The sequence below is a fragment of the Burkholderia sp. BCC0044 genome (assembly GCF_902832955.1).
In the GTDB taxonomy this organism is placed as follows: Bacteria; Pseudomonadota; Gammaproteobacteria; order Burkholderiales; family Burkholderiaceae; genus Burkholderia.
The window spans coordinates 1,071,029-1,094,700 of record NZ_CADFDO010000003.1 but is presented as its reverse complement, the minus strand read 5'-3'; the positions used below and the strand labels follow the sequence as shown (position 1 = coordinate 1,094,700).

At 68.7% G+C, this 23,672-nt stretch carries 18 protein-coding genes; 11 read left to right on the top strand and 7 right to left on the bottom strand.

The features are described 5' to 3' along the window. Positions 1-111 precede the first annotated feature (111 nt). The 7 genes from HWX14_RS21875 to HWX14_RS21845 all read left to right on the top strand — a co-directional run bounded on the left by HWX14_RS21875 (position 112) and on the right by HWX14_RS21845 (position 7,626). The gene (locus HWX14_RS21875; protein WP_175884447.1) at positions 112-894 is read left to right on the top strand and encodes a crotonase/enoyl-CoA hydratase family protein; all 783 of its coding nucleotides are present in this window, start codon (positions 112-114) and stop codon (positions 892-894) included. An 80-nt stretch (positions 895-974) separates the two neighbouring features. Next, on the top strand, positions 975-2,195 hold the full coding sequence (locus HWX14_RS21870) for a CoA transferase (protein WP_175884446.1): 1,221 nt from the start codon (positions 975-977) through the stop codon (positions 2,193-2,195). Then, complete coding sequence (locus HWX14_RS21865; protein ID WP_175884445.1) at positions 2,192-2,992, top strand: enoyl-CoA hydratase-related protein; 801 nt, start codon at positions 2,192-2,194, stop codon at positions 2,990-2,992. The genes HWX14_RS21870 and HWX14_RS21865 overlap by 4 nt, the downstream gene beginning before the upstream one ends. A 79-nt stretch (positions 2,993-3,071) precedes the next feature. Continuing rightward, entirely contained in the window at positions 3,072-4,124 is a 1,053-nt protein-coding gene (locus HWX14_RS21860) for a porin (protein WP_175884444.1), read from the top strand. 10 nt (positions 4,125-4,134) lie between these two features. Next, on the top strand, positions 4,135-5,457 hold the full coding sequence (locus HWX14_RS21855; RefSeq protein ID WP_175884443.1) for an MFS transporter: 1,323 nt from the start codon (positions 4,135-4,137) through the stop codon (positions 5,455-5,457). A 37-nt stretch (positions 5,458-5,494) separates the two neighbouring features. After that, on the top strand, positions 5,495-6,649 hold the full coding sequence (locus HWX14_RS21850; protein WP_175884442.1) for an acyl-CoA dehydrogenase: 1,155 nt from the start codon (positions 5,495-5,497) through the stop codon (positions 6,647-6,649). Positions 6,650-6,687: 38 nt separating this feature from the next. Further along, the gene (locus HWX14_RS21845; RefSeq protein WP_175884441.1) at positions 6,688-7,626 is read left to right on the top strand and encodes an alpha/beta hydrolase; all 939 of its coding nucleotides are present in this window, start codon (positions 6,688-6,690) and stop codon (positions 7,624-7,626) included. Positions 7,627-7,684: 58 nt separating this feature from the next. Here the strand turns inward: HWX14_RS21845 and prpF are convergent, their stop codons facing one another. From prpF to prpB, 4 genes are all read right to left on the bottom strand, one after another. Continuing rightward, positions 7,685-8,875, bottom strand: coding sequence for a 2-methylaconitate cis-trans isomerase PrpF (gene prpF, locus HWX14_RS21840; RefSeq protein WP_175884440.1), 1,191 nt, complete (start codon positions 8,873-8,875; stop codon positions 7,685-7,687). A gap of 26 nt (positions 8,876-8,901) precedes the next feature. Further along, the gene (gene acnD / locus HWX14_RS21835) at positions 8,902-11,496 is read right to left on the bottom strand and encodes a Fe/S-dependent 2-methylisocitrate dehydratase AcnD (RefSeq protein WP_175884439.1); all 2,595 of its coding nucleotides are present in this window, start codon (positions 11,494-11,496) and stop codon (positions 8,902-8,904) included. 81 nt (positions 11,497-11,577) lie between these two features. Beyond that, positions 11,578-12,750, bottom strand: a complete 1,173-nt coding sequence (prpC, locus tag HWX14_RS21830) for a 2-methylcitrate synthase (RefSeq protein ID WP_006480321.1) — start codon at positions 12,748-12,750, stop codon at positions 11,578-11,580. Positions 12,751-12,789: 39 nt separating this feature from the next. Then, entirely contained in the window at positions 12,790-13,683 is an 894-nt protein-coding gene (prpB, locus tag HWX14_RS21825; RefSeq protein ID WP_006480320.1) for a methylisocitrate lyase, read from the bottom strand. 170 nt (positions 13,684-13,853) lie between these two features. Between prpB and prpR the strand changes: the two genes are divergently transcribed. Beyond that, positions 13,854-15,842, top strand: coding sequence for a propionate catabolism operon regulatory protein PrpR (prpR, locus tag HWX14_RS21820; protein WP_175884438.1), 1,989 nt, complete (start codon positions 13,854-13,856; stop codon positions 15,840-15,842). 60 nt (positions 15,843-15,902) lie between these two features. Here prpR and HWX14_RS21815 read toward each other — a convergent pair whose 3' ends face one another. Next, the gene (locus tag HWX14_RS21815; protein WP_175884437.1) at positions 15,903-16,556 is read right to left on the bottom strand and encodes an ABATE domain-containing protein; all 654 of its coding nucleotides are present in this window, start codon (positions 16,554-16,556) and stop codon (positions 15,903-15,905) included. Positions 16,557-16,810: 254 nt separating this feature from the next. On the opposite strand from HWX14_RS21815, the gene HWX14_RS21810 reads away from it, so the two are divergent. Next, positions 16,811-17,194, top strand: a complete 384-nt coding sequence (locus HWX14_RS21810) for a VOC family protein (protein WP_126368484.1) — start codon at positions 16,811-16,813, stop codon at positions 17,192-17,194. A gap of 138 nt (positions 17,195-17,332) precedes the next feature. Here HWX14_RS21810 and HWX14_RS21805 read toward each other — a convergent pair whose 3' ends face one another. Then, a complete protein-coding gene (locus HWX14_RS21805; protein WP_175884436.1) occupies positions 17,333-18,181 on the bottom strand; it encodes an ureidoglycolate lyase in 849 nt (282 codons plus the stop codon). Between the two features lie 662 nt (positions 18,182-18,843). On the opposite strand from HWX14_RS21805, the gene HWX14_RS21800 reads away from it, so the two are divergent. Continuing rightward, positions 18,844-19,665: an IclR family transcriptional regulator gene (locus tag HWX14_RS21800; protein WP_175884435.1), complete on the top strand. Its 822-nt coding sequence runs from the start codon at positions 18,844-18,846 to the stop codon at positions 19,663-19,665. Between the two features lie 183 nt (positions 19,666-19,848). After that, entirely contained in the window at positions 19,849-20,400 is a 552-nt protein-coding gene (locus HWX14_RS21795; protein WP_006480314.1) for a hypothetical protein, read from the top strand. Positions 20,401-20,963: 563 nt separating this feature from the next. Here the strand turns inward: HWX14_RS21795 and HWX14_RS21790 are convergent. After that, on the bottom strand, positions 20,964-23,321 hold the full coding sequence (locus HWX14_RS21790) for a GNAT family N-acetyltransferase (protein WP_175884434.1): 2,358 nt from the start codon (positions 23,319-23,321) through the stop codon (positions 20,964-20,966). Between the last annotated feature and the right edge of the window lie 351 nt (positions 23,322-23,672).

The window sequence follows — 23,672 nt, the reverse complement described above, 5'->3', positions numbered from 1 at the left end:
CACGGGCCTTCCACGTATGTGGAACGGAATTTCCCGCTGCCAACCGTCGTGACGATACTAGGCTTCGGCCCGCGGCGTGAAGTCCCGCGGCACCGAATACACGGAGACACCATGGCAGCCTTTTTGATCCTTGAACGGCAGGGCGCGATCCTGACCGTCACGATGAACCGTCCCGACACCCGCAACGCCATTTCGGATACCGATGCGATCGACGCGCTGACCGAATGCTGCGACGAAGCGAACCGCGACGAATCGATCCGCGTGCTGATCCTGACCGGCGCCGGCACGACGTTCTCGTCGGGCGGCAACGTGAAGGCGATGCGCACGTTCATGGAATCGGGCCCGCACGACCCTGCCGCGATCCGGACCGGCTATCGGCGCGGCATCCAGCGGCTCGCGCACGCGTTCCAGCGTCTCGAAGTGCCGGCCATCGCGGCAGTCAACGGCCCGGCCATCGGCGCCGGCACCGATCTCGCGTGCATGTGCGACATCCGCATCGCCGCCGACAGCGCGCGCTTCGCGGAGAGCTTCATCGCGCTCGGCCTCGTGCCGGGCGACGGCGGCGCGTGGTTCCTGCCGCAGATCGTCGGCGCCGCGGTCGCCGCGGAAATGTCGTTCACCGGCGATGCGCTGGACGCGCAGGCCGCGCTGCGCTGCGGGCTCGTGTCGCGCGTCGTGCCCGACGGCGACCTCCTCGAGCATGCGCACGAATTGGCCGGCCGCATTGCTCGCCATTCGGGCACCGCGTTGCGCCTGACCAAGCGGCTGCTGCGCGAAAGCCGCCACGCGAGCCTCGACACGCTGCTCGACCTGTCGGCGTCGTACCAGGCGTTCGCGCACGCCAGCCCCGAACATCGCGCGGCGGTGAACGCGCTGTTCGCCGCGCGCGGCTGAACCCGCGACGCATCGCGGCCGTGCAACCGGCGCATGCCGGCCTGCCGGCCCGTCGAATCCACATCGAAGGAGACATCGTCATGACCAGCAGCAACGAAGGCGCACTTGCAGGCGTGCGCGTGGTGGACCTGAGCCGCGTCTACGCGGGGCCGTTCTGCGCGCAGACGCTCGCCGACCACGGCGCGGACGTCATCAAGATCGAACCGCCGCAGGGCGACGAAACGCGCGACTGGGGGCCCGCGATGCCGAACGGCATCTCCAGCTACTACTGGGGGCTCAACCGCAACAAGCGCAATCTCGCGCTCGACCTGTCGCATCCCGACGGACGCGACGTGCTGTTGCGCGTGCTCGAAACGGCCGACGTGCTGATCGACAACTTCAAGCAGGGCACGCTCGAACGCTGGGGCATCGGCTACGAAGCCTGCCTGCGCGAGCGCTTCCCGCGCCTCGTCCACTGCTCGATCTCCGGATACGGCACCGACGGCCCGCTCGCGCGGTTTCCGGGCTATGACGCCGTCGCGCAGGGCCTCGCCGGCTTCATGTCGATCAACGGCGAACCGGGCGGCATGCCGCTCAAGGTGCCGTTTCCGGTCGTCGATTACGCGGCCGGCCTGAGCGCCGTCTCGAGCATCCTGGTCGCGCTGGTCGAACGGACGCGCTCCGGCCTCGGGCAGCACGTCGACATCGACCTGTTCAGCACCGCGCTGTCGATGCTGCATCCGGTCAGCACGAGCTGGATGGCGACCGGCGACGTGCCCGTCGCCACCGGCAACGTGTACGGCGCGATCGCGCCGTACGGCGTCTATCCGTGCAAGGACAAGCCGGTCGCGACCGGCGCGGGCAACAACCGCACGTTCGCGCGGCTCGTCGAGGCGCTCGGCGTACCCGAACTGGCGCGCGATCCGCGCTTCGCGACCAATGCACAGCGCGTCGCGCATCGCGATGCGCTCGACACGCTGCTCGGCCAGCTGACCGGCGAACTGCATGCGGACGACGTCGTCGAACGGCTGCTGCACGCGGGCGTCGCGACGGGGCCGGTGAACACCGTGGCCGATGCGTTCGGCCATCCGCAGGCGGCACGCAACGCGATGTTCGTCGATACCGATACGTACACCGGCGCGGGCATTCCCGCGAAACTGTCCCGCACGCCCGGCTCGATACGCCGGCCGCCCCAACCGTTTGCCGCCGACACCGACGCCGTGCTCGACGCGTTCGGGATCGACGCGGCGCGCCGCGACGCGTTGCGGCAGGCGGGCGTGCTGCACGACCAGCGGGCCGACGCCGCCAGGAGCGCGTCATGACCACCCGGCGCTCGTTTTCTTCGCTGACGGACGACGATGCCCCGTCGATCCTGCGCAACGACGCCGACGGCATCGCATGGCTGACGATCCATCGCCCGCACGTCGCCAATGCGCTGTCCGCCGAAGCGATCCGCCGCCTGTGCGACGAGCTCGTCACGCTCGACGACAACCCGGCGATTCGCGTCGTCGTGATCCGTGGCGCGGGCGAACGCGCGTTCAGCGCGGGCGTCGATCTCGGCGACCCGGAGATCCGCGGAATGCAGCCGATGCGCGGGCTCGCCCGCAACGTGCACGAGCTGATCCTGGAGCTGCGCAAGCCGACCATCGCGGCCATCAACGGCTACGCGATCGGCGGCGGCTGCGAAATCGCCCTCGCGTGCGACCTGCGGATCGCCGCCGATCACGCGACCTTCGCGTTGCCCGAAGCGCGGGTCGGTATGGGCGCGAACTTCGCGAGCGTGCTGCTGCCGCGCATGTTGCCGCGCGCGATCGCGATGGAGCTGCTGTTCACGGGCCGCCGCTTCGACACGGACGAAGCGCAACGCGCCGGCCTGCTCAACCGCGTCGTGCCCGGCGCCGCGCTCGACGACACCGTGCGCGAGCTCGCGCAGACGATCGCCGCGAACGCGCCGCTCACGATCCGCCGCATCAAGGAAACCGCGACGCGCAGCCAGGGGCTGCCGGTGGCCGCCGCGCTGCGGCTGGACGTCGGCCCCGACGTCTACGCCAGCGAGGACCGGATCGAGGGCGCCCGCGCGTTTCTCGAGAAGCGCAAGCCGGTGTTCAAGGGCCGCTGAGCCCGGCGCCGCACCGCAGCACCCGCGCGCACCGCCCCAGAACGCGGGCGCGCCCAAAAACATGGACGGAGACACCTTCATGCAACGGAAAGCATTCCTGGTCGGCGCGTGCGTGCTGTGCACGACGTCGGCGCACGCGTCGTCGGTCACGCTGTACGGGATCGTCGACAGCTACGTCGAATTCGACCGCATCGGCAGCCTGTCGACCCTGCGGCAAAGCGGCGGCGGCTCGTCGACGAGCCGCGTCGGGCTGACGGGCGTCGAGGATCTCGGCGGCGGCACGTCGACGAAATTCGTGCTGGAAAGCGGTTTCTCGCCGGCCGACGGATCGTTCCAGGGCGGCACGCTGTTCTACCGGCAGGCCTATGTATCGCTGCAGAACACGCGCTACGGCGACCTGCGGCTCGGCCGGCAATACACGCCCGCGTTCTACGTCGTGTACGACGGCGATCCGTTCGGACTCAACGAGCGGATGTCGCCGCTCGCGCTGCTCGCCACGTCGACCGACACGATCACGAGCAACACGACCCCGCCGATTCCGCGCTTCAACCAGGCGGCGTCGTATCTGAGCCCCGACTGGAACGGCCTGCGCGTCATGGCCACGTACGGCTTTCCGACGCCGAACGCACTCTCGACGCAGGCCGGACGCAACTACGGCGCCGGGCTTCAGTACCGGATCGGCGGGCTCTACGTCGGCGCCGGCTTCCAGGGCGATACGTCGGCCGGCAATCTGGCGCCCGTCGTCTCCCCGTCGACGACCCGCCACTACGTGTTCGCGGCCAACTACGCATTCGCGCGCGTCAAGCTGTACGCCGCGTTCCTGTACGGCGTCGGCACGGCGGCGCGCCTGCCCGCGTTCTCGACCGCGAGCGTCGGCGCGTCGATCAACGTCGGCGCGCTCGATCGCGTGCTCGTGTCGGTCGTGCGCCGCGACGTGAAGGGCTCGGCGAACGATGCGACCGCGCTCGGCGTCGGCTACGACCATCCGCTGTCGAAGCGAACGTCGCTCTACGCACGCTACCTCTATATGAAGAACGGCGGCGACGCCCGCAACACCGTCGTCGCCGGTCTGCAGCCGCAACCCGGCGGTACCGAGCAGGTGTTTGCGCTCGGCATCGCTCATCGCTTCTGACGGAGTGCCCATGCCCTCGACCCTTTCGATCCACCCGGCCGCCGTCGACGATGGCGCGACGCAGGCGCTCTACCGCCGAATCTCGCGCCGGCTGCTGCCGTTCCTGATCCTCTGCTACACGCTGTCGTTCATCGACCGGATCAACATCGGCTTCGCGCACGCACAGATGGCCGCCGAACTGCATTTTTCCGACGCCGTCTACGGGCTCGGCGCGGGCATTTTCTTCATCGGCTACATGGCGTTCGAGATTCCGAGCAACGCGTGGCTCGCGCGGATCGGTGCGCGCCGGACGATTGCCCGGATCATGGTGCTGTGGGGCCTCGGCTCGGCCGCGACGATGTTCGTCGCGACGCCCGCGCAGTTCTACGCGTGCCGCTTCCTGCTGGGCGTGTTCGAAGCCGGTTTCTTCCCCGGCATCCTGTTCTATCTCGGCGCGTGGTATCCGCCGCGGCAGCGCGCCAAGGCGTTCGCGCTGTTCATGACCGCGCTGTACCTCGCGGGGCTGATCGCCGGCCCCGTGTCGGGCGCGATCCTGTCGTACTTCGACGGCATGGCCGGCCTGAGCGGCTGGCAATGGCTGTTCGTCGTCGAAGGGCTGCCGAGCAGCGCGCTCGGTCTCGTCGCGCTGCGCTTTCTCGACGACCGGCCGGACGACGCACGCTGGCTGTCTGACGCCGACAAGGCCGCGCTGCGCGCCGCGCACGCGCAGGCCGAAGCCGGTACGCCGGCCGCGAACGCGGCGCGGCCGTTGCTCGCACATCGCGATTTCTGGCTGCTGTGCGCGGCCAATTTCGCAATCGCGGCCGCCGGCTACGCGCTCGTGTTCTGGATGCCCGTGATCCTGCATCGCGGCGGCCTGCATGGCGCGATGCAGATCGGGCTGCTGTCCGCGCTGCCCTACCTGTGCGGCATCGTCGGCATGCTCGCGATGGGCTGGCGCACCGAGCGCCGGCGCGAATGGCGCAAGCACGGCGCAGTCGCGATGCTCGCGTGCGCGGCGGCCCTCGCCGGCCTCGCGAGCAGCGCCGGCACGTCGCACCTGATGATCGCGCTGTGCATCGCGGTCGCCACGCATGCCGCGGCGCTGCCCGCGTTCTGGGTGCTGCCGGGGCTCGCGCTGCCGAAGCGCTCGATGGCGGTCGCGATCGCGGCGATCACGATGACCGGCGCGATCGGCGGGTTCGCGAGCCCGTTCCTGATGGGCGTGCTCAACACGGCCACCGGATCGATGCGCGGCGGCCTCTATTTCAATGCCGCGCTGCTGGGGGCCGGCGCGCTCGCGTTGCTCGGGACGCTGCGCGCCCGCGCGGCGGCGCGCGCGAACGCCGGCTGACGGCACGGCTTCTTCCTCTCCTGTACGGGCCTACCTCATGAATTTCGAACTCGAACTCGAACACCGGATGATCCGGGACCTCGTCGCGCGTTTCGTGAAGGACGAACTGATTCCGCTCGAAGCGGCGGTGATGGCGCGCGAGGCCGACGGCCAGCGCTTCGGGCTGCTCGCCGACGAACGTGCGCGACTCGACGAGCGCTCCCGGCAACTCGGCCTGTGGGGACTCGACGCGCCGCTCGACGCGGGCGGCTCGGATCTGCCGGCCGTCGCGATGGTCGGCGTGAACGAGGCGATCGGCACGACCGTGACTCCGTACATCCTCCCGCCCGACTCGCCGAACCTGCGGATGCTGTGCGACGCGGCCGACGCGGCGCAACGCGCGCGCTATCTCGACCCGTACGCACGCGGCGCCACGCGTGCGGCGATGGCGATCTCCGAGCCCGGCGCCGGCTCCGATCCGGGCGCGCTGTCGACGATGGCCGTGCGCGATGGCGACACCTGGGTGCTGAACGGCCGGAAGATCTGGATCAGCCACGCGGCCGAAGCCGACTGGACGATCGTGATGGCGCTGACCGATCGCAGCAAGGGCAAGCGCGGCGGCATGTCGGCGTTCATCGTCGAGCGCGACACGCCGGGCTTCGTCATCGAGCGCCGGATCCCGATGATCGGCGGCCTGTCGACCTACGAAATCGTGCTGGAAGACTGCCGCATTCCCGCCGCGCAATTGCTGGGCCGGGAAGGCGCCGGCTTCGCGCCGATGCAGGCCCGGCTCGCGAACCGGCGGCTGGAGATGGCCGCATGGTGCATCGGCCGCGCCGAGCGCGCGGTCGCGCTCCTGTGCGACCATGCGAAACAGCGCACGACCTTCGGCGTGCCGCTCGCGGAGCGCCAGGCGGTCCAGTGGTGGGTCGCCGACGCGCTCACGCAAATCCACGCGTGCCGCCTGATGACCTACGAAGCGGCCGCGCGCGTGGATGCCGGGCAGGATGCACGCACGCAGATCTCGATGGTCAAGGTGTTCGCGACCGAAATGGCGTCGACCGCCATCGATCATGCGATGCAGACGCTCGGCGCGATGGGCATGACGAAGGAAATGCCGTTGCAGCAGATGGCCAGCGAAGCGCGGCTGATGCGCATCTTCGAAGGCCCGACCGAGGTGCACCGTTGGGTCGTCGCGCGCAGCGTGCTCTGACCGCGGCGCGCCGTCCACTTCCACGATGGAGCCCTGCGTTGAACACCCTGCCTCTCGTCGATCCCGAAATCCGCCCTTTGCTCGAGACCTGGCCGACCGTCACGCTCAGCGCCGACAACCTCGCACAGTCGCGCCAGCGCGTGCTGCCGCTGCCGCCGCCCGACCCGGCCGGCAGCACGCTCGAACGCCGCACGGTACCGGGCCCCGCCGGCGCGCCGGACGTCCCGGTCCTCGTCTATTTGCCCGACGGCCACGCGCGCCCGCTCCCGGCGATCGTCCACATGCACGGCGGCGGCTACGTGCGCGGCGCGGCGAAGGAGCTCGAAGCGGTGCACCGGTCGCTCGTGACGCAGCTCGGCTGCGCGCTGATCTCGATCGACTATCGCCTCGCGCCGGAAACGGTGTTTCCCGGCGCGATCGAAGACTGCTACGCGGCGCTCGCGTGGGTATTCCGTCACGCCGATCCGCTCGGCATCGACGCCGCACGGATCGGCGTGGCGGGCGAAAGCGCGGGCGGCGGGCTTGCCGCCTCGCTGGCGCTGCTGGCCCGCGACCGCGGCGAATATCGGCTCGCGTTCCAGCACCTGATCTATCCGATGCTCGACGATCGCACCTGCACGCGCCCGCCGCATCCGCACGCCGGCGAATTCATCTGGCATGCGGCCAACAACCGGTTCGGCTGGACCTCGCTGCTCGGTCACGCGCCGGGCATCGACGGCGTGTCGCCGTACGCGGCGGCCGCGCGCGCCACGCGGCTCGACGGCCTGCCGCCCACGTTCCTGTCGATCGGCTCGCTCGACCTGTTCCTCGACGAAAATCTCGACTACGCGCAGCGCCTGCTGCGCGCGGGCGTGCCGACCGAACTGCACGTGCTGCCTGGCGGCGTACATGGTTTCGACATCGTGCCCGGCGCACGCATCTCGGAAACGGCTCGCCGCCTCAGCCACGACGCGCTACGCCGCTTCCTGCACGGCTGACGAAAACGACGCGGGCGGCCGAAGCCGCCCGCGTCCTCGCCGATACGACCGCCGACGCTCAGAACGCATCCCCCGGCACCCGCACCCACCCTTCCATCAGCACGCGCGCGCTGCGGCTCATGATCGCCTTCGTGACCGTCCACTCGCCGTTCTCGCGCCGCGCTTCCGCGCCGACGCGCAGCGTGCCCGACGGATGGCCGAAGCGCACCGCGTTGCGTTCGCCGCCGCCCGCCGCGAGATTGACGAGCGTGCCCGGGATCGCCGCGGCCGTGCCGATCGCGACCGCCGCCGTGCCCATCATCGCGTGGTGCAGCTTGCCCATCGACATCGCACGCACCAGCAGGTCGACGTCGCCCGCGTTCACGCGCTTGCCGCTCGACGCGACGTAGTCGGCCGGCTTCGCGACGAACGCGATCTTCGGCGTGTGCTGCCGCGTCGCGATTTCATCGAGCGTGTCGATCAGGCCCATCCGCAACGCGCCGTGCGCGCGAATCGTCTCGAACTTCTCGAGCGCCTGCGCGTCGCCGTTGATCGCGTCCTGCAGCTCGGTGCCCGTATAGCCGATCGCTTCCGCGTCGACGAAGATCGTCGGGATGCCCGCGTTGATCATCGTCGCCTTCAGCGTGCCGATGCCCGGCACGGCCAGGTCGTCGACGAGATTGCCGGTCGGGAACATCGAGCCGCCCGCGCCTTCTTCCTCGGCGGCCGGGTCCATGAATTCGAGCTGCACTTCGGCGGCCGGGAACGTGACGCCGTCCAGTTCGAAGTCGCCCGTCTCCTGCACCGCGCCGTTCGTGATCGGCACGTGCGCCACGATCGTCTTGCCGATGTTCGCCTGCCAGATCCGCACGGTCGCGACGCCGTCGCGCGGCACGCGCGCGGCATCGACGAGCCCGCCGCTGATCGCGAACGGGCCGACCGCCGCCGACAGATTGCCGCAGTTGCCGGTCCAGTCGACGAATGCCTTGTCGATCGCAACCTGGCCGAACAGGTAGTCGACGTCGTGGCCCGGCCGCGTGCTCTTCGACACGATCACCGTCTTGCTGGTGGACGACGTCGCGCCGCCCATCCCGTCGATCTGCTTGCCGTACGGATCGGGACTGCCGATCACGCGCAAGAGCAGCGCGTCGCGCGCGGCGCCCGGCGCCTGCGCGGCGTCCGGCAAATCCTGCAGCCGGAAGAACACGCCCTTGCTGGTGCCGCCGCGGATATAGGTCGCGGGAATCCTGATTTGAGGAATGTGAGCCATGTTTGCGTTATCCCTGTGTGCGCCGGTCAAGCCGCCTGCGACGATTCGAGGAAGTCCTGCGCGAAACGCTGCAGCACGCCGCCCGCTTCGTAGATCGACACTTCCTCGGCCGTATCGAGCCGGCACGTCATCGGCACTTCCACTCGCTCGCCGTTCCTGCGGTGAATCACGAGCGTCAGGTCGGCGCGCGGCGTGCGCTCGCCGATCACGTCGAAGGTCTCGGTGCCGTCGATGCCGAGCGTCGTCCGGTTGGTGCCCGGCTTGAACTCGAGCGGCAGCACGCCCATCCCGATCAGGTTCGTGCGGTGAATCCGCTCGAAGCCCTCGGCGGCGATCGCCTCGACGCCCGCGAGCCGCACGCCCTTCGCGGCCCAGTCGCGCGACGAGCCCTGGCCGTAGTCGGCGCCGGCGATCACGATCAGCGGCTGCTTGCGATTCATGTACGTCTCGATCGCTTCCCACATCCGCATGACCTTGCCTTCCGGCTCGACGCGGGCGAGCGAGCCCTTCTTCACCGCGCCGTCGACCACTGCCATCTCGTTGACGAGCGTCGGGTTCGCGAAAGTCGCGCGCTGCGCGGTCAGGTGGTCGCCGCGGTGTGTCGCGTACGAGTTGAAGTCTTCTTCCGGCAGGCCCATCTTCGCGAGATATTCGCCGGCCGCGCTATCCAGCAGGATCGCGTTCGACGGCGACAGGTGGTCGGTCGTGATGTTGTCGCCGAGCACCGCGAGCGGCCGCATGCCCTTGAGCGTGCGCTCGCCGGCCAGCGCGCCTTCCCAGTACGGCGGACGGCGGATGTACGTGCTCTGCGCGCGCCAGTCGTACAGCGGCGCCGCGCGCTCGCCGGCGTCGGCGCTGCGCGCGAACATCGGCTCGTAGACCTTGCGGAACTGCTCGGGCTTCACGCTCGACGCGACGATCGCGTCGATCTCCTCGTCGGTCGGCCAGATGTCCTTCAGCGTGACGGGCTTGCCGTCCTGATCGTGGCCGAGCACGTCCTTCTCGATGTCGAAGCGGATCGTGCCCGCGATCGCATACGCGACGACGAGCGGCGGCGAGGCAAGGAACGCCTGCTTCGCATACGGATGGATGCGGCCGTCGAAGTTGCGGTTGCCGGACAGCACGGCCGTCGCGTACAGGTCGCGCTCGACGATCTCCTGCTGGATCTTCGGATCGAGCGCGCCCGACATCCCGTTGCAGGTCGTGCACGCGAACGCGACGATGCCGAAGCCGAGCTTCTCGAGTTCCGGCAGCAGGTTCGCTTCTTCGAGATATAGCTCGACCGCCTTCGAGCCCGGCGCGAGCGAGCTCTTCACCCACGGCTTGCGCGTCAAGCCCTTCGCGTTCGCGTTGCGCGCGAGCAGCGCTGCGGCGATCACGTTGCGCGGGTTGCTGGTGTTCGTGCAGCTCGTGATCGCGGCGATGATCACCGCGCCGTCGGGCATCTCGCCCGGCTTCTCTTCCCACTGGCCGGCGATCCCGCGCGCGGCGAGATCGGACGTCGGCAGCCGCTTGTGCGGATTCGACGGGCCGGCCATGTTGCGCACGACGCTCGACAGGTCGAACGTCAGCGTGCGCTCGTATTGCGCGTTCGCGAGCGTATCGGCCCACAGCCCCGCCGCCTTCGCGTAGGTCTCGACCAGCTTCACCTGCTCGTCGCTGCGGCCGGTGAGGCGCAGGTAGTCGGTCGTCTGGCCGTCGATGAAGAACATCGCGGCCGTCGCGCCGTATTCGGGCGCCATGTTCGAGATCGTCGCGCGATCGCCCAGCGTGAGGCTCGCCGCGCCTTCGCCACGGAACTCCAGGTACGCGCCGACCACCTTCTCCTTGCGCAGGAACTCGGTCAGCGCGAGCACGACGTCGGTCGCGGTGATGCCAGGCTGGCGCTTGCCGGTCAGCTCGACGCCGACGATGTCGGGCAGGCGCATCCACGACGCGCGGCCGAGCATCACGTTCTCGGCCTCCAGCCCGCCGACGCCGATCGCGATCACGCCGAGCGCATCGACGTGCGGCGTGTGGCTGTCGGTGCCGACGCAGGTGTCCGGATAGGCGACGCCGTCCTGCGCCTGGATCACCGGCGACATTTTCTCCAGGTTGATCTGGTGCATGATGCCGTTGCCCGGCGGGATCACGTCGACGTTCTCGAACGCCTTCTTCGTCCACTCGATGAAGTGGAAGCGATCCTCGTTGCGGCGATCCTCGATCGCGCGGTTCTTCGCGAACGCGTCCGGATCGAAGCCGCCGCATTCGACGGCGAGCGAGTGGTCGACGATCAGTTGCACCGGCACGACCGGGTTCACTTTCGCCGGGTCGCCGCCGCCGTCCGCGATCGCATCGCGCAGGCCGGCGAGATCGACGAGCGCCGTCTGCCCGAGGATGTCGTGGCACACCACGCGCGCCGGGAACCACGGGAAATCGCGCTCGCGCTTGCGCTCGATGATCTGCTTCAGCGAATCGGCGAGGATCGCCGGATCGCAACGGCGCACGAGGTTTTCGGCGAGCACGCGCGACGTGTACGGCAGCGTGTCGTACGCGCCGGGCGCGATCGCGTCGACCGCGGCGCGCGCGTCGAAATAGTCCAGCGACGTGCCGGGCAGGGGTTTGCGGTAGGCGGTATTCATGATGTGGGGCGGAATTCGGGGTAAGACGTGCCGCATGCGCCGGCCGCCCGCATCACGGGCGCCGGCGCATGCGGCGGGCGATCAGCGCTTCTCGATCGGCACGAACTGCAGGTCTTCCGGACCGGTGTAGTTCGCGCTCGGGCGGATGATCTTGTTGTCGATGCGCTGCTCGATGATGTGCGCGCTCCAGCCCGACGTGCGCGAGATCACGAACAGCGGCGTGAACATCGCGGTCGGCACGCCCATCATGTGATACGACACCGCGCTGAACCAGTCGAGGTTCGGGAACATCTTCTTCGCGTCCCACATCACCGATTCCAGGCGCTCGGCGATGCTGTACAGCTTGGTGTCGCCCGCTTCCTTCGACAGCTTGTGCGCGACGCCCTTGATCACCTTGTTGCGCGGATCGGAGATCGTGTAGACCGGATGGCCGAAGCCGATCACGACTTCCTTGTTCTCGACGCGGCGGCGGATGTCGGCTTCGGCGTCGTCCGGCGAGCTGTAGCGGCTCTGGATCTCGTACGCGACTTCGTTCGCGCCGCCGTGCTTCGGCCCGCGCAGCGCGCCGATCGCGCCGGTGATCGCCGAGTAGATGTCCGAGCCCGTGCCCGCGATCACGCGGCCGGTGAACGTCGACGCGTTGAATTCGTGCTCCGCGTACAGGATCAGCGACGTGTGCATCGCCTCGACCCACGACTTCGACGGCGTCTTGCCGTGCAGCAGGTGCAGGAAGTGGCCGCCGATCGAGTCGTCGTCGGTTTCGGTTTCGATGCGCTTGCCGTTGTGCGAGAAGTGATACCAGTACAGCAGCATCGAGCCGAGCGACGCCATCAGGCGGTCGGCGATGTCGCGCGCGCCCGGCAGGTTGTGGTCGTCCTTCTCCGGCAGCACGGTGCCGAGCACCGACACGCCGGTGCGCATCACGTCCATCGGGTGGGCCGACGCCGGGATCTGTTCGAGCGCGGCCTTCAGCGCGCTCGGCAGGCCGCGCAGCGCGCGCAGCTTGGTCTTGTACGCGGCCAGTTCGGTCAGGTTCGGCAGCGTGCCGTGCACGAGCAGATGCGCGATTTCCTCGAATTCGCACGATTCGGCGACGTCGAGAATGTCGTAGCCGCGGTAGTGCAGGTCGTTGCCGGTCTTGCCGACCGTGCACAGCGCCGTGTTGCCGGCCGTCACGCCCGACAGCGCCACCGACTTCTTCGGCTTGAATGCGCCTGCGGCGGCCGGTGCTGCTGCGTCTTTCGTCTCGCTCATGTCTTCTTTCTCCAATGGGTATCGGGGGTGCGGGCCGCGTTACTTCTTGCCCTGCGCGAACAGTTCGTCGAGCTTGCGCTCGTATTCGTGATAGCCGAGGAAGTCATACAGCTCGGCGCGCGTCTGCATCGTCGGCACGGCCGCCTTCTGCGTGCCGTCGCGGCGCAGCGTCTCGTAGAAGTTCAGCGCGGCCTTGTTCATCGCGCGATACGCGCCGCAGCAGTACAGCGCGATGTCGACGTTCGCCTCGCGCAGTTCGTCGACGGTGAACAGCGGCGTCGAGCCGAACTCGGTCAGGTTCGCGAGGATCGGCACCTTCACGGCGGCCTTGAAGCGGCGGTAGTCGTCGAGCGTCTTCATCGCTTCGGGGAAGATCATGTCCGCGCCGGCTTCGACGTATGCGACCGCGCGCTCGATCGCCGAATCGATCCCTTCGGCGGCAGCCGCATCGGTGCGCGCCATGATCACGAACTGGTCGTCGGTACGCGCATCGACCGCGGCCTTCACGCGATCGACCATTTCGTCGATCGGCACGACTTCCTTGCCCGGACGATGGCCGCAGCGCTTCTGGCCAACCTGGTCCTCGAGGTGCACGGCCGCGACGCCGGCGTTGATGAACGAACGGACCGTGCGCGCGATGTTGAACGCGCCGCCCCAACCGGTGTCGATATCGACCAGCAGCGGCAGGTCGGTCGCGTTGGTGATCCGGGTCGCGTCGATCAGCACGTCTTCCATCGTGCTGATGCCGAGGTCGGGAATGCCGAGCGAGTTCGCGGCGACGCCGCCGCCCGACAGGTACACGGCCTTGAAGCCGACGGCCTGCGCCATCTTGGCCGCGTACGCGGTGATCGCGCCGACCACCTGCAGCGGCTGCTCGGCCGCGACTGCCGCGCGGAACTTCGCGCCGGCGCTCTGAAGATGCGTATTGCTCATGAACGGCCTCCTGATGGAATGCCCGATAACAGCAAGGTCCGGGCCAGCTTGCGGAACGTCGCTAACCCACTGATTCTTAAGCAACCGCCTTGGGCGCTGCATCGCCCGTCGATTTCAATTCGGCAATCTCATGTTTCAAAAATGAAATCGCGCGCGCATAATCGGTCGTCATGGACCTCTCCTCGACCAAGCCCGTCGGCCCGGCCGACCGCACGGTGCGTCCGCGCATCTGGGCGATGGGCATCAGCCGGCTGCGCGAGCTGTTTCGCGAGATCGCCGGCGAATTCGACGAACGCGCGGACGTGCGCATCGTCACGCGCGCCTATGAAGATGCGCTGAGCGCGATCGCGGAGGCCGGCACCGCGCGGCCCGACGTGATCGTCGCGGCCGGCTCGAACGGCGGCTTCCTGAAAACGCGCGCGCAGGTGCCGGTGGTGGTCGTGTCGCCGACCGGCTTCGACGTGATGCAGGCGCTCGCCCGCGCACGGCGCGACGCCACGCGGATCGCGCTCGTCAGCGCCGGCGAGACGCCGCCCGAAGTGCGCCGCTTCGTCGCCGCGTACGGCCTCGACGTGCAGTTTGCGTCATATCAGTCCGCCCAGGAAGCGGAAGCCTGCGTGCACGACCTGCGCGATCGCGGCATCGAGACGATCGTCGGCCCGGGCCTCGTCACCGATCTGGCGGCCAGCGTCGGCATGGGCGCGGTGTTCCTGTATTCGCATGCGTCGGTGCGCAAGGCCGTCGAGACGGCGCTCGAAGTCGCGTATGCGACGCACGCCGAGGCATTCCGCCGCCAGCGGCTCGACACGCTGCTGCAGCATCTGCGCGACGGCGTGGTCGCGCTCGACGCGCACGGCCGCGTCGAGGCGATCAACGAGCGGCTCGCGTCGGCGCTCGGGGTCGAACCCGCGGCGGCCGTCGGCCGCGCGCTCGTCGATCTGCGGCCCGAGTTGCGCACGCTGCGCGGCGAGGACGGCGACGCGCTCGCGACCGTGCGCGGCGTGCGCTACGTCGTGCATCGCGGGCCGCTGGTCGATCGCGGCGTCACGTCGGGCAGCGTGCTGACGTTCCAGGAATCGCGCGCGGTCGAACGGCTCGATCGCGCATTGCGCTCGCAGCCCACCACGCAGCAGTTCGCCGCGCGCTACGCGCTCGACGACGTGGTCGGCGCATCGGCGCCGATGGCACGCGTGCGCGACCTCGTGCGCCGCTACGCGAAATCCGACGCGACCGTGCTCGTGCTCGGCGAAAGCGGCACCGGCAAGGAAATGATCGCGCAGAGCCTGCATGCGCTGTCCGCGCGGCGCAGCTATCCGTTCGTCGCGGTCAACTGCGGCGCGTTTCCGGAAGCGCTGCTCGAGAGCGAGCTGTTCGGCTATGAAGAAGGCGCGTTCACCGGCGCGCGGCGCGGCGGCAAGACCGGGCTGTTCGAGGCCGCGCACCGCGGCACGCTGTTTCTCGACGAGATCGGCGAAATGCCGCTGTCGCTGCAGAGCCGGCTGCTGCGCGTGCTGCAGGAGCGCGAGGTGATCCGCCTCGGCTCGACCGAGCCGATCCGCATCGACGTGCGCGTGATCGCCGCGACGCACCGGCCGCTGCTCGCGGCCGTCGAGGCCGGTACGTTCCGCGCGGATCTCTATTACCGGCTCAACATCCTGAACATCGGCCTGCCGCCGCTGCGCGAGCGCGCGGCCGACATTCCCGCGCTCGCGGCGACGCTGCTCGTGCAGGCCGCGCGGCGCGAGCCGCGTCTCGCCGACCGCGTGCGCGACGCCGACGACGCGCTGCGCGTGCTCGACGCGACGCAGGCGACGCTCGCGCGCTACCGCTGGCCCGGCAACGTGCGCGAACTGCAGAACGTGGTCGAGCGGATCGCGGTGGAACTGGCCGAGGAAGTCGACGAGAGCGATCCGGCCGCCGCGTGCGCGGCGCTCGCCCCCGGCGCGCTGCAAGTGATCGCGCCCGAGCTGTTCGCCGCGCCGTCCGATACGGCCGGCGCCGGCGACGACGATGCACGGACGCTCCACGCGCGCCGCCGTCGCGCGGAAGCCGACGAGATCCGCGCGGTGCTCGACGCGTGCGGCGGCGACCGCGACCGCGCCTGCGCAATGCTCGGCATCAGCAAGACGACGCTGTGGCGGAAGTTGTCGGCGAAATAGGTTCGAGGTTCGGGCGGGATTCGCGCGATTGCCGCGTGACGTGCCGGATGCGCGTCGCCGTCAATCGGCCTTGTGATAGTGACGATACGCCTTCGCGCGATTGCCGCACGACGACATCGAGCACCAGCGGCGGCTGCCGTTCTTGCTGTCGTCGATGAACAGCCACTGGCATTCGTCGTTCGCACAGCGCTTGACCTTCGCGAGCCGCGCACCGCCGAGCAGGTCGATCGCCGACCACAGCACCGGGCTCAATAGCCCCGCGAGCGTCGCTCCCGACGCGTCGATCCGCCACGCATAGCGGCCGTCGACGCGGGCCAGCGCCACGCGCGGCGACGCTTCCGCCAGGAAGCCGCCGAGCAGCGCGAGATCGTCGGGCTGCGGCTCGCGCTGCTCGGCCTGGGCATGAAACAGCCGGTACAGCGCCTCGCGCAACGCGAGTGCACGCGCCAGCATCGCCGGCTCGTCGCCCTTCTCTTTCTCCTTGTCGGGCACGCGACATGCGCCGGCCAGTGCGGCCGGTACGCCCGCCTGATCGCGGCACCACGCCAGCAGGTCGTCCAGCGAGCCGAGGCTTTCCGTCGGCGTGTCGGCGCCGCGCCAGTACAGCGTGTTCGCGAAATCGAGGCTCAACGTTTCGGACGGCGCGGGAATCAGATAGTCCGTCGTGACGGAAGGTTGCGTTTTACTCATGACGCGATCGTATCTAACCACCATGCCGGTTGACAAGCGCCCGAGCAATTTCTAACATAACTGGCATGGAGGTTAAAAACCGGTTGACTGCACTGACGCCCCCTTCAATTCAAGGAGACACAGATGATCGATCGTTTTTCGTTCAGCGTTATCCACACCGCCGCCGGCCGCAGGTACGACGACAGCACGCTCGGCGCGCTTCGCTACAAGCGGCTGGCATGGTGCCTCTAAGCAGGTTTGCCGCACTGACGTTCCCCTCTCGGTTCAAGGAGCCACAGATGATCGATCACCTTTCGTTCGGCGTTGCCCACATCGACCGCAGCCGCACCTTCTACGACAGCACGCTCGGCGCACTCGGCTACAAGCGTCTGTATAGCGACGACGGCGCCATCGGGTACGGCACCACCGAGCCCGAGCTGTGGTTGCAGCACGCGGCTCGCCCCGTCGTCGCCGATCCCGATTCGGGGTTGCACCTGTCGTTCAAGGCTGCGTCGCCGGTCGAGGTCGACGCGTTCTACCGCGCCGCGCTCGAACACGGCGGCAAGGACAACGGCGGGCCCGGCAAGCGCGAGCACTACGGCCCGGGCTATTACGCGGCGTTCGTCGTCGATCCCGACGGCTATCGGCTCGAAGCGCACTGCGAACTCGACAACGTCGTTTGATCCGCTTCGCACCGGCGCGGACGAACGACAAGGGCCCGATTCCGCCTCGCGCGGAATCGGGCCCGTGGTTTCGGCTGCCTCGTCGTCCGGTGCGCACCGGTGGCTGCATCCTCCAGCCGGCACGCGCCGCGCACGCGCCTATTGCGCGTTGCGCGTGCTCTGCAACTGCTCGCCGAGCCCTTCGATCCCGAGGCGCACCACCTGCCCGGCCTTCAGGTATACCGGCGACGGCTTGATGCCCATGCCGACGCCCGGCGGCGTACCGGTCGTGATCACGTCGCCCGGCTGGAGCGTCATGCAGGTCGACAGATACGCGACCAACTGCGCGACCGTGAACACCATCGTGCGCGTGTTGCCGTTCTGATAACGGTGGCCGTCGATTTCGAGCCACAGGTCGAGGCGCTGCGGATCGGGCACTTCGTCGCGCGTGACGAGCCACGGGCCGATCGGGCCGAACGTGTCGAAGCCCTTGCCCTTGTCCCACTGGCCGCCGCGCTCGATCTGCCATTCGCGCTCGGACACGTCGTTGACGACGCAGTAGCCGGCGACGTAATCGAGCGCGCGCGCTTCGTCGACGTCCTTGCACTTCGCGCCGATCACGACGCCCAGCTCGACTTCCCAGTCGGTCTTGACCGAACCCTTCGGGATGTCGATGCCGTCGTTCGGGCCGCAGATCGAACTCGTCCACTTGCCGAACACGACCGGCTCCTTCGGCACCGCCATGCCGGCTTCGGCCGCGTGGTCGGCATAGTTCAGGCCGATGCCGATGAACTTGCCGACGTGACCGACGCACGCGCCGATGCGCGGCTCGCCGGACACGAGCGGCAGCGTGGCCGGATCGATCGCGCGCAGCCGCGCGAGACCCGCGTCGGACAGCACATCGCCGGCAAGATCCGGCACATGCGCGGACAGGTCGCGAATCCGGCCGGACGCATCGAGGATGCCGGGCTTTTCCTGGCCGGACGGGCCATAGCGAAGCAGTTTCATCGTGCTTAACCTCTGTTGTCGAATGGGACAGGATACCGGCCGACGCGGCCTTTCGCAGCCGCGCGCCGGACTGATCGTCGATCGTCGATTGCACGCGTCGGCGCCGCATGTGGCATGCCGTCGACGCGCGAGGGTCGCGCGGGCGCAGCGATCGCGGCGCCGCACGACAGTACGGCGCGCATCGAACGGGCGGCCGCCGGTCTGCGCATCGGCGACGACGGCCCGGCATCCGCGACGCGTGCCGGCCCATGCCGGCCGGCTGCACGCGCGGCCGCGCCGTCGCTGGCCCGCAAGCCTTTGTACCATCGGCGGTGAGCCGTGAAATGACGCGCGACGGATACCGACTATTGGTGCGCCTGCCGGCGCTGCGGCGCAGCACGCGCTGCGCCCACGTCGATCGATCGGCCGGCATTCGCAATCGCGCCTGCCATCGGCGCATGAATACTGGCTATTCGGGGTGCCCCTGTCATCGAAAACGTTTGCCCATCCGTTCTTGTTCGGTAATGATCGGTAAAAAGACGCTGCATTGCACACTGAATGTTTGTTGCTAAGCTCGTACGGATGGCTTTCATTGCCATACGCGGGGCCGCCCTCTACGCGTGCAGAACCGGCCAGCGTGCGTCGCCAACCGATCGACGGTAATCCCCAACCTCACACCGACAATGCAGACAACCAACGACCCGCTTCCCGGCTGCGACGCACGGGAATCGATGGCCGCTCTTGATCGCTATCGCGCCCCCGCGCTCGACAAGGGCCTCGACATTCTCGAACTCCTGTCCGAGCAGAAAGAAGGACTCACCCGCACCGAAATCACGAAGGAACTCGGCCGTAACGCGAGCGAAATCTACCGGATGCTCGAACGCCTCGTCGCGCGCCGCTACGTGATGCGTTCGACCGGCGGCGACCGCTACACGCTCAGCCTCAAGCTGTTCGCGCTTGCGCACCGGCATCCGCCGATGAACCGGCTGATCGCCGAGGCGCTGCCGCCGATGCAGCGCTTCGCCGATGCCGCCGAGCAGTCGTGCCACCTGTCCGTCTACGATCGCGGCAACCTGCTCGTGATCGCGCAGGTGGACGGGCCCGGCCCGTGGGGCGTGTCGGTCCGGCTCGGCTCGCGCGTCGGCCTCGCCGACACGGCGTCAGGGCGCATGATGCTGGCGTTCCAGGGCGCCGAGCAACGCGCGCACATGCTGGCCGAGCACCGCAAGGTCAGGGGCGAGGCGCCGCTGAACGAGCAGGAGCTCGCGAATGCGTGCCAGTCGATCCGCCAGTCCGGCTACCTGCGTCAGGACAGCCGCCAGGCGTACGGCGTCACCGACCTGACCGTGCCGATCCTCGGGCCGGCCGGCCATGCGATCGCGGTGCTGACCTGCCCGTACATGCGCCGGATCGATGCGCACCTGGCGCCGTCCGTCGACGTGGTGGTCGACGCCCTGCGCGATACGGCCGCCCATCTGTCGATGTGCCGCACCGAGACCTGCTGACGCGCGGGTTCCCGGCGGCGCGCGCCGGGCGCGGCGCAGCGGCGCAGCGTTGCCGGCTCCGGGTGCACGCGACGCCCGTGCGGTGCCCGATGCGCGATGTCGCATCGGGTGCCCGCGGCGCTACGCTAGAATAGCGGCCCTCTCAAAAACTACGGCGGCCGGTTGTCGCGGCCGTCGTGTCCGATGGATGTCATGGCCAAACTTCTGAACGATCAAGAATTCCAGCGTTTCTCCGAACTTCAGCAGAAGCAGGCAAGCTTCACGATCACGCCCGAGGAAGCGGACGAGCTGCGCGACATCGTCGCGCGCGCGCAGAAGAAGCGCGACGATCGCGCCGCCGCGATGCAGGCGATCGAGAACTACATCGAGCAGTTCGACATCACGCCTGACGAACTCTTCTCGCCCGAGCAGATCGGCGACGCGGCGCGCACCTACGGGCTCATCACGGCGACCAAGAAGGAACGCACGCTGCCGCCGTCGATCACGTTCAACGGCAAGCCTTACCAGTGGACCAAGACGCTTCCGGACGACGTTCGCGGCGCGCTGTTCGACGCGTTCACGTCCGGCGAGTCGGTCAAGCGCTTCATCGCGATGCCGAAAGACACCGCGCGCTGCGCGCTGACGATCGCCCGCCTCGAGCGCGAAACCGGTGCGGTCTATGCCGATCCGCACCTCGAGGAACTCGCGATTTCGCGCGACCAGGTGAACGACGCGGCGTCGAAACTCGCTGCGTGAATGTGCCCACGGGCACGGTTCCTGCGTGCCCGCACCCGCGCGTCACGCCGGCATGGGCCGGCGCCGCGCCCGCGGGAGCCGTGCATTCGCATGCTCCCGAAAAAGCTCACCTCGGCATCCCGCAAGTGCTCACCGACGCGTCCCGGAAAGGCTCACCGGCACCTCCCGCCGGTGCTCACCGGCGGTTCCCGGGAAGGCTCACCGAACGCTCCCGTATCGGCTCACCACGCTGCCCCGTAAAAGCTCACTCCCCGCTCCCGAAAAGTCTCACCTTGGTGACGGCTTCGAATGTGCGAGGCCGGAATATGGCCACGCATGTGTGCACGCACATCGCTTGAAACGGCTGCGCGGTGTGGACATCGCAGCACGCGCTGCATGCATCGCCGGACATCATGCGTGCGTCGCGATATCGCCGCGATCGACGGGTCCGACACGTTGGCGGACGCTTCACCCCCGAGACTGATTTGAAGCTCTTTGCATTCCTGATTGAAATTACGGCATCGCGAAACATTGCAGCATCGACGCCATGCGCTGCCCTCGAGCGTCGAGCCACGAACTGACGCCTACGGCTGCAACTTCATCCTGAAACCCACGACGCCGGGCTCCTCCGTCGTCGACACCGCAAACCCGCACGATTTCGCGAGCGAGATCATCGCCGCATTCTCGCGCAGCGCCTCGCCGACCATCCACGCGGTGCCGCGCGAGCGTGCGTAGTCGATGATGCGAGCGATCATCAGCCGGCCGAGCCCTTTGCCCTTTTGATCGGGTCGTACCGCGATCGCGAACTCCGCCGTCTCGTTGTCCGGATCGGCGACCGCCCGCACCACCGCGAGCGTGTGGTCGCGCCCCGACACATCGGTGAACGACACGATGAAAGCCATCTCGCGGTCGTAGTCGATCTGCGTCATGCGCGCCACTTGCGAATGATCGAAGCTGCGCACCGCGCCGAAGAAACGCATCCGCAGATCTTCCGGCGTCATCGCACCGAGCAGTTCGTTGTGTGCGGCCTCGTCCTCCGGACGGATCGGACGGATCGTCACCGTCTCGCCGCGCCACTCGAGCGTCTGCTCGAGATGCCGCGGATACGGCATGATCGCGAGCCGGCTGCGCCCCGCAGCCAGCGTGATGCGCGGCGCGAGTATGCATGCGCGGTCGGACAGCACGCGCAGCGTGACCGACATCGCCACGACTTCGCGCACGTCGCAGACGACCTGCGACAGCGCCGTCAGCGCATCGAGCGTCGGCTCGACGGGCGTGCTGCGCGCATACGGCGAACGCTCCATCACCGCGCGGGCAAGCACCGTGTTCAGCGGCGGCAGGCCATAGACGACGAACGGCGCCGATACGCCATCGGCCGGCGGCACGGCATAGCGAAACACCGGACCGAAGTTCGAATCGTCGTACATGTCGACCGTGATATCGACGACCTTCTTGCCGGCCGGTTCGTTGGGCTGCTCGCCCTGCAGACCGAAATGGGACAGCCAGCGCAGCGCGGCTTCGCCCGCCAGTTCATGCTGACCGGCTTCGACCCTGCGGCGCGCATCGGCCTGGGCGGACGCCACGCACTCGGCGGGCTGCGGCGGCGTGCCCTCCGGCGTCTGCATCAGTAACTGACGCCCGAGGTTGTAGTCGACGAGACGCGCATACGCGCGCGCGAGCCGCTGCGGCGTCGTGTGCACCGGAATGCCGTTCGCATGCAGCGCATCGCGCGTCGCCGCGTCGACCGCGCCGAAGAAACACGCGAGGATGCCGCGATGCGCGTACTGCCGCGAGTCGATCAGCGTGCGCGCGACCGACTCGGCCGGCGCGCTGTGCGAAGTGGAATGAACGACGAACAGCGTGCCCGTCTGCGGAAACGGGGCAAGCGCCTTGATTGCCGCGGCAAAGTGCTCGGGACGCGCATCGTCGCCCAACGTGAGCGGATTGCCGGGCGCCGCGAGATGCGGCAGCGCGGCCGCGACGGCCGACGTTGCCGCGGGCGACCAGTCGGTCAGCACGTTGCGCACTTCGGCCACCGCATCGACCGCGAGTTTCGCCACGCCCGCGTCGCTCGTCACGAGCGTCGCCGCCCCTCGCGCGGTGACGCGGCCGACGCCGAGCGTCTCGATCTCGTCGAGCAGATCGTCGAGCGCATCGACGCGCACCATGCCCGCGCGCTGGAACGCCGCCGTGTAGAGCGCGTCGCCGGGATCGGCACGGCCGGTGCGCAGCGCGAGCACCGGCTTGTTGCGAGCGGCCGCGCGCGCCGCCGACATGAACTTGCGCGCCGCGCGCACGGTATCGAGCTCGAGCAGGATCGCGCGCGTGCCGGGATCGCTTGCCAGATAGTCGAGGACGTCGCCCGCATCGACGTCGGATTCGCCGCCGAGCGCGACGACGTGCGAAAAGCCGAGGCCGCGCGCATCGGCCCAGCCCAGCACCGCGTTCGTCAGCGCATTCGATTGCGACACCCACGCGACGCCGCCCGATCGCGCCGTATAGGCAGGCGCGCCGAAATGCGCATGCCGCGCGGGCGACAACACGCCGAGGCTGCCGGGCCCGACGATACGGAGCACGAACGGCTTCGCCGCCTTCAGCGTGCGATCGACCGCGGCGCGATCGGCGTCGGTGCGCGCGTCGCCGACGATCACCGCGACGCGCGTGCCGAGCTCACCGAGCTTGCGCACGATGCCGGCCCAGGTCGCGGGCGGCGTGCAGATCACGGCAACCGACGGCGGCGCGGGCAGCCGGTCGACATCGGAGACGACCGGATGCCCGTCCAGCTCGCGATATTTCGGATTGACCGGCCACACGGGCCCCTGGAACGCACCGTCGAGCACACGCGACCACACCATCGCGCCGATACTGCCTGCACGCGACGACGCGCCGACGACCGCAACGGACTTGGGCTGGAACAACGCATCGAGATGGCGAACGGTCACATCGGCTCCCTGCGGTGATGAAAGACGACACGATCGGCATGCGGCCAGGCAGGCCGTACGCCGATCGACGCGAATCCCAAGCATAGGCGAAGCGCCTGCGGCTGCCTATATGCCGAATGGCCGACTATTCGACGAGCGTCAACGCTCTCATCATGGACCTGCAACAAACACGGCCCGGCATCGCAGCGCCGCATACACGATGCACGCAACGCGGCACGACGCTGCAGCCGCTTTCTCAAAGGTGAGGATTTACAGGAGCCATGGTGAGTATCTTCGGGAATCGCGCGACACGCCGCGCAAACACGCGAACGGTGATGAAAATCCGCGGCATCCATGCACCGCGAAAATCGC